Genomic DNA, 11008 nt, shown 5'->3' with positions numbered 1-11008 from the left:
CCACCCCAACCTGACGTCGTTGATCTCATTCGGGAAAGTGTAATGCAGATCATTTTGATCCAAAGGCCGGACGCCGATTCAAAATGAGGATAAGAAAGATCGCCTATCCAACCTGGACCTCCAGGAGGAGGGCGATCTTTTTTATGTTTGGAGGGTGTATTCGAAAAAGTATAGCACCGCTATAGACAACACGGTATAGCGCTGCTATAATGTTCGTATAGCAGTGCTATACCGTGATCCATATCTTGTCAAACCTAGGAGGGTTACTATGTCATTTAAAACTCAAGAACTGGTCATGGTCACAGGTACGTCCAGCGGCATCGGTAGGGCAACCGCGGAGCAACTGGCCGCTGAAGGATTTCATGTTTTGGCGGGGGTTCGTCGTCAGGAAGACGCCGATACAATCAAACGCAAAAATATCGAGCCGGTGATCGTCGATGTTACCAATATCGAAACACTAAAGGCGCTGGCCAAACGGGTGGAGCAAGATCCGCTTGGCCGCCCTTTGCGGGCAGTGGTCAACAATGCCGGCATCGCTGTTAATGCACCTCTTGAGATGGTTCCGCTCGATGAATTTCGCCGCCAGATCGAGGTCAGCGTGATCGGACAGGTCGCTGTTATTCAGGCGCTAACACCGGCCTTGCTGACCAGCGGCGGACGCGTAGTTAATATTGGTTCGCTTGGCGGCAAGGTGTCCATGCCTGGTTTCGGGATATATTCGGCAGCAAAGTTTGCCATGGAAGCAATCAATGACAGTCTCCGGAGGGAGATGTCCTCTTTTGGCCTCAAGGTGATCATGATCACTCCGGGTGGTGTCAGCACTGGCCTGTCAGAGCAAGGGATTACGACAGCGGAGCGGCTGGCCAAGTTGATGACGCCGGACCAGCACCGACGCCATGATCGTCTTTTTGACGCCGTGAAGGCTCAGGCTGAAACGTGGGCTAAGGACGGTATCCGCCCTGAGAAAGTGGCAGCAGTGGTTTCACGCGCAATCCACGAAAGAAAGCCACGCACCCGCTATACGGTCGGTCGCGATTCGGCACTGCTGACCCGACTGGTCCGTATTCTCCCAGACAAACTCCTCGACCGGATGCTCCGCAGCCAGATGAAACTGCAGTAACGGGCAGTTTTACGAATCCTCATGGACATAAGGCTAAAATGGAGGAATGAAATATGCCACAAAACAAGTTTGAACATGCCATTATTGTAGGTGGATCATTAAGTGGTCTAATGATGGGGCTTGCGTTATCTCGTTCCGGTTATACAGTTACCATTCTTGAACGTGCAGATTCATCATTAAGAAATGGTGCTTTTATTCGTTTGCAAACAAAGCCTTATAGTAATAGTGAAATTGAACGAGAATTAAGACACTTGGCTTCCAACGGTAACAACAATGTTGAAGCCTGGTCAGCCATTCAAGGACGTTTGCGCAATGCGGTTGCAAAAGAACCTGGTATTACCCTTCAGCACAATACACGAATTGTTAGTGTTGGGCAAAATGAATCATCTGCTTGGGCTACCAGTGAAGAGGAGCAGACGTTTAAAGGTGACTTTTTGATTGGCGCAGATGGATATCGCAGTATTGTCCGCCGCTATTTAAACCCTGACAGACCATTTGCAGATTATGCTGGCTATCTGGTTTGGGTAGGGAAGGTGGACGAAGAACTGCTGCCAAAGAAAGACTGGAAAAAACGGCAACTTTCGAGTGCTTATTTCAACAATAGCGCTGCCGGTACATTGACTACTGCGGTGATGCCGGGTATAGAAGGGGGAACCAATCCTGGCCAGCGATGGATTGGTTTTTGCTGGTTTGATCATTCGCATAATCATTTGCTGTCTGAATTAGGTGTATTAAAGGGCGGAATTGCCCAGCATTCCTTATACGGTGAGGCTATTCCCGATTCGCTACTAGAAGAACTATCACATACCAGCCAAGCAAATTGGAATGAAGAAGATGATGCAATTTTGCAAATTGCAATTAAGGACCGCAGTTTAATCGGGGCACCTGTTAATGAATACATCCCTAATATATTGTCAAAAGGAAGAATAGCCATGATCGGCGATGCAGCTCATACCATGTCACCAATGACTGGCGCAGGCTTTAATGACTCACTTGATGATACGGTTGCCATTATGGACTCCATAAAACAGTATCCGAATTCGATAATAAAAGCTTTGGGTGAATACCAAACACGTCGTTTAGACGTGGTTCGTCAAGATGTTCTTAGGGGCCAAGGCTTTAATCGTTCTTTTGGACGATTATAACAGCATTAAACTTAAGCTATTAATACATTGGAATTTCAAGCATAATAAATTAGGAGGAATTAGCATGAATGATACAAAGAACCGTTACGTTACCGTACTCTGGGAGGCGAGAGCTAAGGCAGGGAGAGAAGCCGAGATGAAGGCATTCATGACTGCTGCTGTCACTCCGTCGCGCAACGACTTGGGCAACATTGACTACGAGGCTCACGAGGTAGAAGGCCAGCCTGGCACATTCATCATCTACGAGCGCTGGGAGAACCGGGATGCCCTCGATCGGCACCTGAGCGCTCCCCGGATGCAGGAATTGGTGCCCCAGCTCTTAGAACTGATGGAGGGATCCATTGAGGAAGGGATTCGACTCCTGCAGCCATTCCGCCCAGCGCAGTGAAATGCAACACCGAGCGGAACTCATTAATTTCTGTCCGGAAAGCGTCAGGGATATTTTCATAAGCGGGTAAATACTTAAGTAAAGGAGATAAAACGTTGGCAACGATTGATGATTTTGCAGCATTAGATATTCGTGTCGGAACGATTAAGGAAGCGGAGTTTTTTGATGAAGCAAAGATCCCTGCGATAAAGCTTAAGATTGATTTTGGTCCAGAGATCGGGATGAAATCCTCAAGTGCACGAATAACTAAGCGTTACAAGGTTGAGGAAATTGTAGGAAAGCAAATTATAGGAATCGTCAATTTTCCTCCTCGGCGCATTGCGGGATTCAAATCAGAAGTATTAGTTTTGGGAGGAGTCCCGGAAAAAGGAGACGTTATTCTATTACAGCCGGATACTGAAATACCTAATGGTACTTCTATTGCGTAAAAACAAGACTCTAAAAGCGACTCAACCTAAAAATCAGTGCCTGACGATTAGAGCAACAGGCGGTGCTGACAGCATTCCAGAAGAGTGCCGTCTTTGACTTTATTATTTGCAGTGCAACTGAGCAGGCGCCTCATAATGAGGTGCTGGCGGCTTATCTGCTGGCGAATACCCAGTTGTCGGAATAGATCTTTTACACGATGCTGGAACACTTGGTAGAAGAAAAGGAAATACTGCTTCACTTTCTGCAACGAGTGAGGAAAAATGTCGAAATCGACAGGGATATTTCCGATAGACCCGTTAAGCTGAACCGTATCATAAGCAGAGAAAAGTAAATCATAACGTTTAATCTTAACTTGACATAAACTTGTCAAGTTTTTTTGTTTATACTAACCAAGAGGTGAACGGATGCAAATCAGCAGATTACTTCAAATGACTTACATTTTATTGGAAAAGGGGACTGTTACGGCACCAGAGCTGGCTGAACGGTTCGAGGTGTCTGTCCGAACGGTCTATAGGGACGTTGAAGCCTTGAGCCAGGCTGGAATTCCGGTCTATACCAGCCAAGGTAAAGGCGGCGGCATTTCCCTTTCCGACAGGTTTGTCCTGAATAAATCCTTGCTTACTGACAAGGAGCAGGATGAGATCCTTTTTGCTCTGCAAAGCTTGGCGGTAGCCCGATTGCCTGATTCCGACGAGGTCTTCTCAAAGTTAAGCAGCTTGTTCAGGAAAAATAGTACAAACTGGATTGAAGTCGATTTCTCCCCATGGGGAAGCGGGCTGAACCAAAAAGAGCTGTATACATTACTAAAACAGGCCATTTTGGAGCATAAAGTGATTTTGTTTACCTACTTGAGCGCGGCCGGGGAACAAAAAAGCCGGAGAGCCGCACCAGTAAAACTGCTATTTAAGGATAGAGCCTGGTATGTCGAAGCCTATTGTTTTGATAAAGTTGCGCTAAGAACCTTTAAGATTACCAGAATGTCGGATGTAAGGCTTTCAGACGGAAACGGGGTTGAACTCTTAGAGCTTTTGCAGGAGCAGGAAAGGATGGAGTCTGCAGGGACTTCCCGTGAAGAAATTATTAATGTTAATGAAATGCCGAGAATCCCCCTGGTATTAAAAATAGAACCAGCGGGAGCCTATCGCATCGTGGATGAGTTTAAGCAAGAGGACATTTTGAAGCAGGAAGACGGATCATTCCGGGTTACTACAGAAATGCCCTCCGGAGAATGGCTTATTCAATATCTTCTTTCCTATGGAGATTTACTGGAAGTTATGGAGCCGGCGTCTGTCAGGCTGGAGATCAAAACCCGCACGGCCAAAATGGCCGAAAAATATTTATCATAACTGGACACGCAGCTGTCAGGTTCTGTTGATTACACTAGCCTTGTATTCAAAACATACCAAGGAGGTTTCAGCAGAACGATGAATAACAGTCCGGATATAATCAATATGAGCAAAGAATTTGCAGGTAAAAGAGCACTGGTGACCGGCGGAACCCGGGGAATCGGCCTCGCGATCGTAAAGCGTCTGCATGCAGCGGGAGCTGAGGTTGTAGCTACGGCAAGATCTATACCTGAGTCATTACCGGAGGGAGTAGGGTTCATTCAGGCCGATGTGAGCCTTCCGGAAGGCGTGGATCATATTGTTCAGGAAACAATCCGGAAATTTGGCGGTCTGGATATTTTAATTAACAATGTAGGCGGTTCCTCCACCAGTACAGCAGGAGCTTTGACACAAACAGATGAAGATTGGCAAACAACGTTCAATGCGAACCTGTTCTCTTCCGTCGGGCTCGATCGCGGGGTTTTGCCATATATGGCCGAACAGCAAAGTGGTGTAATTGTCCATGTCTCCTCTATTCAAAGTAGGCTTCCCGGCATCATGACTATGCCTTATTCGGCTGCCAAAGCTGCGCTGGTTAACTACAGTAAAAACCTGGCGACCCAGTTCGGCCCGAAGGGAATAAGAATCAACGCACTCGCACCGGGATTTACTGAAACTGAAGCGGCGGAGCGCTTAATCGGGAGAATGGCTGAACAAGCCGGAACGGACTATACAACTGCCCGTCAGCAGCTAATGGACGAGCTTGGCGGTATTCCTCTCGGCCGGCCGGCCAAGCCTGAAGAGGTTGCCGAGCTTGCGGTCTTCCTTGCCTCAGACAGAGCCTCTTATATTACCGGCTGTGAGTATGTCATAGACGGCGGAACCATCCGCACTGTGTAACGGGTGTATAAAGGAGTTGATCTAATGGAGACTGGTTTGCTTCCGAAAGTAATACAAGATTTTTTAGCTGCTGCCAATAAGCCTGATCCGGATGCTTATGTGAACTGCTTTTCGGAGGATGCAATTGTTTTCGATGAAGGCAAAGAGTGGGCAGGTAAGGCTGCTATAAAAAAATGGGGTGCTGAACATCACTTTGGTGCTAACATTGCGCTTGAACCCAAGCAGATTAAACAGCATGAGGAAGAAAGCATAGTGGTTTTTAAGGTTGACGGCGACTTCGACAAAACCGGCCTCCCGGACCCTCTATATCTGGATTTCCATTTTCAGATTGAGAACTATAAGATTAAGCAGCTTACAATAAGGCTATCTATAAGATTGTAACAAGTGAACAAATGCGGAACGAGGTGAACTTAAAAATGATAGTAAATCATTTGCTGTTGAAGCTGAAGGACGGGAGACCGGAACATATCGAGCAAATTCAAACCGTTCTACTGGGCATGAGAGGGAAAATAGATGTTCTTCTCGATGTTCAGGTTAAAGCTAACGTTCGCCCTGGCCCTTCAGCATATGATTTGATCCTGATCACTAAGTTTGCTTCCTTAGCAGACATGGATGAATACCTTATACACCCGGCCCATCAGGATGTCGCTAAGCGGATTGGTACGGTGCTGGAAACGCAGGCATCTGTCTGCTGCGAAATCTGATAAAAGGTAACTACAAATGTCGCTTCAATCGCATCATTGCGAAATAGAAACAGCACCCTGTTCTTCCTGTTCATTGTTGAGGCGGGCTGTATGAGCCTATCCCAGCGGGATGTCCCGTTCACCGGCAAGACGGCTGCGCATCACCCCCGGCGTACAGCCGTAAGTCTTACGGAAGACGCGGATGAAATAATTGGTCTCCATACCTACGTTCAGCGCGAGATCCTGCACCGGCCGTTCCGGGCTTTCGGTAATCATTTGCAGTGCACGCTGCAGCCGCAGGTTCTGCAGATATTTATGCGGAGTGACACCGTATTCCTGCAGGAACAGACGCTGGAAATGCTGCACGGAGTAACCTACGGCGGCAGCAAGATTGGCAATCAGCAGCGGTTCGGTAAAATGCTCGTTGATCAGGCGGACCGCCTTTTGAAGTGCCTCATTACGGACCGTTTCGGCCTCCGGACGGTTAGCATCACTGGCGCCGGGTTCACTGCGCCGCAGCATTAAGAGCAGCCTGTACAGCGTGACAGACAGCTCCTGCATGGTTTGCTCATCCAGACGCGCAGCATTATGCTTGTCCACGGTGTGCCAGATTTCCGCGATGGCCTCCCAGCATTCTTCGAACCGCCCGGTTAGACAAGGCTCAGAGGGGAGTAGGCGAAGCCCCTCCAGCACAGGTTCGGACTGGCTGCCCAGTAAACCGATAAACCCGACAATCCAAGGCTCGTGGGACAGCGGATAATATTCATGCCCCCGGTCTGGCGGATAGGCAAAGACCATGCCGGGAGTCAGCAGTGTCTCGGTGCCGTCCGTTAGGTCGCGGAACAGCCCACTGCCGCTGCGGATCAGGAAAATCTGATGCACAGGGAACCCGGAAGGACGGACGTGATGGTACTGGATGTGGCGGCCGACCGAGTAGGGGTAGAGCGGGAATTCATCAGAATCGCGGGGCAGCTCCACCAGGGAGAAAGGCAGCATAATATTCACCTCATATTCATTTTGTACTATGTAATCGCGAGATTATTCCTACAGTTAGGAAGCATTTATCCTTTATTATAAATAGTATAAATGAATATCCGTGAAATGGACAGGACCTCTGAATGATATCAATCAGAGAAAAGTCCCATCCTAACATGGAAGATAATGAGAGGATGAATATATAATTATGAGTCTCAAATCCCCTGCATTCAGCAGCAAGGTTCCTGTGATGCTGCACGGAGCCGACTATAATCCTGAGCAATGGCTAAGATACCCGGAAGTTCTCCGCGAGGACATCCGGCTGATGAAGCTGGCAGACTGCAATGTGATGTCCGTTGGTATTTTCTCCTGGGTGTCACTGGAGCCTGAAGAAGGCGTGTTTACGTTTGAATGGCTGGATAATTTACTGGATTCCTTTGCAGAGAACGGCATCTACGCCTTCCTGGCGACTCCAAGCGGTGCGCGTCCGGCCTGGATGTCAGAGAAATATCCTGAGGTACTGCGTGTTGAACGGAACCGTGTCCGCAATCTGCACGGCGTCCGCCATAACCACTGCTACACTTCACCGGTCTACCGGGAAAAGACAGCGCTGATCAACGCCAAGCTGGCGGAGCGTTATGCGAATCATCCGGCAATCATCGGCTGGCATATTTCCAATGAGTTCGGCGGCGAATGCCACTGTGATCTCTGCCAGAATGCGTTCAGGGAATGGCTGAAGGTCAAATATAAAGGCAGCCTTGATGAGCTTAACCATGCCTGGTGGGCAACCTTCTGGAGTCATACGTACACTTCATGGGAGCAGATTGATTCCCCGGCTCCGCATGGTGAGAATCAGGTACACGGCCTGAACCTCGACTGGCGTCGGTTTGTCAGCGAGCGGACGATTGATTTCTGCCGTCATGAAATTGTCTCTGTACGGGATTACAACCTGGATCTGCCGGTTACTACCAATATGCACATGATCGATGGTATTGATTACCGTGAGCTGGCCAAAATTCTGGATGTGGTCTCCTGGGATGCTTATCCGGACTGGGGCTACACCGAGGACGGCGACGATGCCCGGCTGGCCGCCTGGACAGCGATGCACCATGATCTGTTCCGCAGCTTCAAGCATAAGCCGTTCCTGCTCATGGAGAGCACGCCATCACTGACGAACTGGCAGTCGGTCAGCAAGCTGAAGCGCCCGGGGATGCACAAGCTGTCGTCTCTGCAGGCCGTTGCGCATGGCTCGGATTCTGTGCAGTATTTCCAGTGGCGTAAAAGCCGCGGTTCCAGTGAGAAGTTCCACGGTGCCGTACTGGATCACAGCGGTCATGGGGAGACCCGGGTATTCAAGGATGTGGCCGAAGTGGGCCAGATTCTGGCCGGCTTAACCGAGGTTGTAGGCACTTCGACACCTGCCGAGACGGCCATTCTGTATGACTGGGATAACCGTTGGGCGGTCAAGGATGCCCAGGGTATCCGTAATTCCGGCCTGAAATATGAAGAGACTGTACTGCAGCACTATCGTGCGCTGTGGGAGCAGGGAATTGCGGTCGATATGGTCGGCTCCGGGGATGATCTGTCCCGCTATAAGCTGGTGATCGCACCGATGCTGTATCTGATCAGTGAGGAGAACGGGAAGCGGATTGAACAATATGTAGAGCAGGGCGGTACATTCCTGGCTACCTACTGGTCAGGAGTTGTCGGTGAGACAGATCTTTGCCATCTTGGAGGCTTCCCTGGCCCGCTTCGCAAGACGCTGGGCATCTGGGCTGAAGAGACCGAAGGGCTGCATAGCCGTGATCTCAACGGATTGGTGCTGGAAAGCGGGAATGTTCTGAATCTGTCCGGGGACTACGATGCGCATGAAATTGCTGAGCTGATTCATCTGGAAGGCGCAGAGGCGCTTGGCCATTACCGCAGCGACTTCTATGCCGGCCGCCCGGCGCTGACACGGAACAAGCTTGGTGCAGGTGAGGCGTACCATCTGGCTACACGTGTCAAAGACCTGGCGTTCTACGTGGAGCTGTATGCGGCGATCACTGCAAAGGCAGGTATCACCCGTACCCTGGAGTCTGATCTGCCTGTGGGAGTAACCGCACAGCTGCGCACAGACGGCGAGCATGAGTATATTTTCGTGCAGAATTTCAGCGGTGATGTACAGACGGTCAAGCTGGACGGACGCGGTTATACCGATCTGGAATCCGGAGCCGAGGTGCCGGCAGAGCTGGAATTGCCGGTGAATGGCCTGGCGATGCTGAAGCGTAAGGCGAAGTAAAATATGAGGGACCCGAGAAGCCGATGGGGGCTGATCGGGTCTTTTTTTTGCGGGAGAGATAATAGTAGGATGTCAGATGATGGAGTTACTGGTGAAACGGATTTTTTCGTGGTGAAGATTATTTGCAATCGGACAACGGAAATCTAGTATTTCTTTTTTTCTAGATCAGGTTTTATACAAAACCCTCTAGAACAATCTTGCCTACCGCCCTATTGCTCTCCAACAGCTTGTGGGCTTGGCGAAGATTCTCTGCTGAGATCGGTTCAAGAACTTCGGCGAGTGTTGTTCTCAGCTTTTGTTGATCCACCGCATCCGCGATCCGATTGAGCAGCAAGTGCTGCTCGATCATATCATCCGTTTCAAATAGTGAGCGCGTAAACATAAACTCCCACACGAAGGTGACGCTTTTTTGCTTGAGCAGATTGAGGTTAAGCGGAGATGTCGGATCATCGATTGCGCATACAACCCCTTGGGGAGAAACGGCTTCGCTGATGCCAGCCCAGTGTTTTTCCAATGCATTCAGGCAGAAAATGTACGGAACGCTTGGAAACCCAATGGCCTCAAGCTGCGGAACGAGCGGGTCATGGTGATTGATCGTATAGTCGGCGCCCATGGATTGAACCCACTCGACCGTTTTCGGCCGGGATGCCGTCCCGATTACAGTGAGCCCCACTTGTTTGGCTAGCTGGATGGCAATGGACCCTACACCCCCCGCTGCCCCAATGATAAGAATGGACTTGCCTACGTTGGCGCCCGGTTCTTGGGAAATCAACATGCGGCTAAATAATGCTTCCCAAGCTGTAATAGAGGTTAAAGGAAGGGCTGCCGCTTCGGTGAAGTTGAGGGAAGCAGGCTTGCGCCCGACGATTCGTTCATCGACCAGATGGTATTCACTGTTTCCGCCTTGTCTTGCAATGCTGCCCGCATAGAAAACTTCATCCCCGGGACGGAACAGTGAGCAGTCTGGTCCCGTCTCTTCTACAATTCCTGCTACATCCCAACCCAAAATTTTAGGGACGTCTTCAACTCTGTCTTTCGGCGCCCGCACCTTGGTGTCAACAGGGTTGACCGATATGGCCATAACTTTGACCAAAATGTAACGCCCCGTCGCTCGTGGTTTCTCCACAACTAAATCAACCAGGCTTTCCGGATCTTCAATTGGAAGGTATCGGGTTAGCCCTACCGCCTTCATGGTTCCCATCATAAAACACATCCTTTCCCTACTAGTCAGTATACCCATTGTGAGGCACGACATAAAAATTCGAGTTAATGATGCGTCTTAGTATTACTGCATCGGAGTAGAGGCCTATCTGGTGGACGATAACGTCCGATTCCTGGCCGGAAAGCAGCGGATCGTCGGATTTGCTGGGTCGGGAATAAGTAGAGGAGAGGTTTTGGATAAGTGGAACAGTCTCACTGAGTCAAGATTCTTGCCTGTGTGGCCGCAGACACCGAACGGTGCTTATCAATGCTGATGAAGCTGCGGTACCATTTAAAATCGATCATTATGGCTTCCCCGATCCAGCTACACTGTAAGTTTTTTCAAACGATGGACTTCCCGAGTATCCAGCAGCGCTTCAACTGCCTGTCGATACTCTTGATAGTGGGGGGAGGCGAGATGCTCCTGAAGCGCGATCTCATCCTTCCAGGATTCATAAAACACGAATTGTTCGGGATGTTCAGGGCTCTCATGCAGAACATACTCCAAACAGCCTTCTTCAGCGCGTGAAGGCGCCACGACTTTCAGCAGTTCGTTCCGAAG

At 49.7% G+C, this 11008-nt stretch carries 13 protein-coding genes and 1 pseudogene; 10 read left to right on the top strand and 4 right to left on the bottom strand.

What is annotated here, in order from left to right; all coding sequences use genetic code 11:
- The first annotated feature begins 268 nt into the window (after positions 1–268).
- The 9 genes from AQR02_RS13955 (at position 269) to AQR02_RS13920 (ending at position 6011) form a co-directional block, all read left to right on the top strand.
- Complete coding sequence (locus AQR02_RS13955) at positions 269–1120, top strand: SDR family NAD(P)-dependent oxidoreductase (RefSeq protein WP_054941006.1); 852 nt, start codon at positions 269–271, stop codon at positions 1118–1120.
- Positions 1121–1173: 53 nt separating this feature from the next.
- The gene (locus AQR02_RS13950) at positions 1174–2265 is read left to right on the top strand and encodes an FAD-dependent monooxygenase (protein WP_054941005.1); all 1092 of its coding nucleotides are present in this window, start codon (positions 1174–1176) and stop codon (positions 2263–2265) included.
- 64 nt (positions 2266–2329) lie between these two features.
- On the top strand, positions 2330–2653 hold the full coding sequence (locus tag AQR02_RS13945) for a putative quinol monooxygenase (protein ID WP_013312741.1): 324 nt from the start codon (positions 2330–2332) through the stop codon (positions 2651–2653).
- Between the two features lie 95 nt (positions 2654–2748).
- Entirely contained in the window at positions 2749–3081 is a 333-nt protein-coding gene (gene csaA / locus AQR02_RS13940; protein ID WP_054941004.1) for a chaperone CsaA, read from the top strand.
- Between the two features lie 62 nt (positions 3082–3143).
- Positions 3144–3266: a hypothetical protein gene (locus tag AQR02_RS35145; RefSeq protein ID WP_280818625.1), complete on the top strand. Its 123-nt coding sequence runs from the start codon at positions 3144–3146 to the stop codon at positions 3264–3266.
- 220 nt (positions 3267–3486) lie between these two features.
- Positions 3487–4428: a WYL domain-containing protein gene (locus tag AQR02_RS13935; RefSeq protein WP_054941003.1), complete on the top strand. Its 942-nt coding sequence runs from the start codon at positions 3487–3489 to the stop codon at positions 4426–4428.
- 78 nt (positions 4429–4506) lie between these two features.
- Positions 4507–5307: an SDR family oxidoreductase gene (locus AQR02_RS13930; protein WP_054941002.1), complete on the top strand. Its 801-nt coding sequence runs from the start codon at positions 4507–4509 to the stop codon at positions 5305–5307.
- A 24-nt stretch (positions 5308–5331) separates the two neighbouring features.
- Positions 5332–5688, top strand: coding sequence for a nuclear transport factor 2 family protein (locus AQR02_RS13925; protein WP_054941001.1), 357 nt, complete (start codon positions 5332–5334; stop codon positions 5686–5688).
- A 35-nt stretch (positions 5689–5723) separates the two neighbouring features.
- Positions 5724–6011 carry a Dabb family protein gene (locus AQR02_RS13920; protein ID WP_054941000.1) on the top strand — a complete coding sequence of 96 codons (288 nt, stop codon included), beginning with the start codon at positions 5724–5726 and terminating at the stop codon, positions 6009–6011.
- Positions 6012–6107: 96 nt separating this feature from the next.
- Here the strand turns inward: AQR02_RS13920 and AQR02_RS13915 are convergent, their stop codons facing one another.
- Entirely contained in the window at positions 6108–6986 is an 879-nt protein-coding gene (locus AQR02_RS13915) for an AraC family transcriptional regulator (protein WP_082451851.1), read from the bottom strand.
- 187 nt (positions 6987–7173) lie between these two features.
- Here AQR02_RS13915 and AQR02_RS13910 point away from each other — a divergent pair, with 187 nt between their 5' ends.
- Positions 7174–9246 carry a beta-galactosidase gene (locus tag AQR02_RS13910; protein WP_054940999.1) on the top strand — a complete coding sequence of 691 codons (2073 nt, stop codon included), beginning with the start codon at positions 7174–7176 and terminating at the stop codon, positions 9244–9246.
- Between the two features lie 172 nt (positions 9247–9418).
- Here AQR02_RS13910 and AQR02_RS13905 read toward each other — a convergent pair whose 3' ends face one another.
- The 3 genes and pseudogenes from AQR02_RS13905 to AQR02_RS13900 all read right to left on the bottom strand — a co-directional run.
- Entirely contained in the window at positions 9419–10447 is a 1029-nt protein-coding gene (locus AQR02_RS13905) for a zinc-binding alcohol dehydrogenase family protein (protein WP_054942106.1), read from the bottom strand.
- Positions 10448–10662: 215 nt separating this feature from the next.
- Positions 10663–10752, bottom strand: a pseudogene (locus AQR02_RS31960) (LysR family transcriptional regulator); the annotation flags it as partial.
- A gap of 19 nt (positions 10753–10771) precedes the next feature.
- A partial coding sequence (locus tag AQR02_RS13900) for a putative quinol monooxygenase (RefSeq protein WP_054940998.1) occupies positions 10772–11008 on the bottom strand: 237 nt, incomplete at its 5' end.

Origin of the sequence: Paenibacillus ihuae, from assembly GCF_001368795.1 — a bacterium.
GTDB classification, from domain to species: domain Bacteria; phylum Bacillota; class Bacilli; order Paenibacillales; family Paenibacillaceae; genus Paenibacillus_AQ; species Paenibacillus_AQ ihuae.
This window is presented reverse-complemented; position numbering and strand designations above follow the sequence as displayed.

What these genes read in the sequence shown, in the direction of transcription:
- AQR02_RS13955 (WP_054941006.1), top strand. Translation starts at nt 269, where the DNA reads ATGTCATTTAAAACTCAAGAACTGGTCATGGTCACAGGTACGTCCAGC.
- AQR02_RS13950 (WP_054941005.1), top strand. Translation starts at nt 1,174, where the DNA reads ATGCCACAAAACAAGTTTGAACATGCCATTATTGTAGGTGGATCATTA.
- AQR02_RS13945 (WP_013312741.1), top strand. Translation starts at nt 2,330, where the DNA reads ATGAATGATACAAAGAACCGTTACGTTACCGTACTCTGGGAGGCGAGA.
- AQR02_RS13935 (WP_054941003.1), top strand. Translation starts at nt 3,487, where the DNA reads ATGCAAATCAGCAGATTACTTCAAATGACTTACATTTTATTGGAAAAG.
- AQR02_RS13930 (WP_054941002.1), top strand. Translation starts at nt 4,507, where the DNA reads ATGAATAACAGTCCGGATATAATCAATATGAGCAAAGAATTTGCAGGT.
- AQR02_RS13925 (WP_054941001.1), top strand. Translation starts at nt 5,332, where the DNA reads ATGGAGACTGGTTTGCTTCCGAAAGTAATACAAGATTTTTTAGCTGCT.
- AQR02_RS13920 (WP_054941000.1), top strand. Translation starts at nt 5,724, where the DNA reads ATGATAGTAAATCATTTGCTGTTGAAGCTGAAGGACGGGAGACCGGAA.
- AQR02_RS13915 (WP_082451851.1), bottom strand. Translation starts at nt 6,986, where the DNA reads ATGCTGCCTTTCTCCCTGGTGGAGCTGCCCCGCGATTCTGATGAATTC.
- AQR02_RS13910 (WP_054940999.1), top strand. Translation starts at nt 7,174, where the DNA reads ATGAGTCTCAAATCCCCTGCATTCAGCAGCAAGGTTCCTGTGATGCTG.
- AQR02_RS13905 (WP_054942106.1), bottom strand. Translation starts at nt 10,447, where the DNA reads ATGGGAACCATGAAGGCGGTAGGGCTAACCCGATACCTTCCAATTGAA.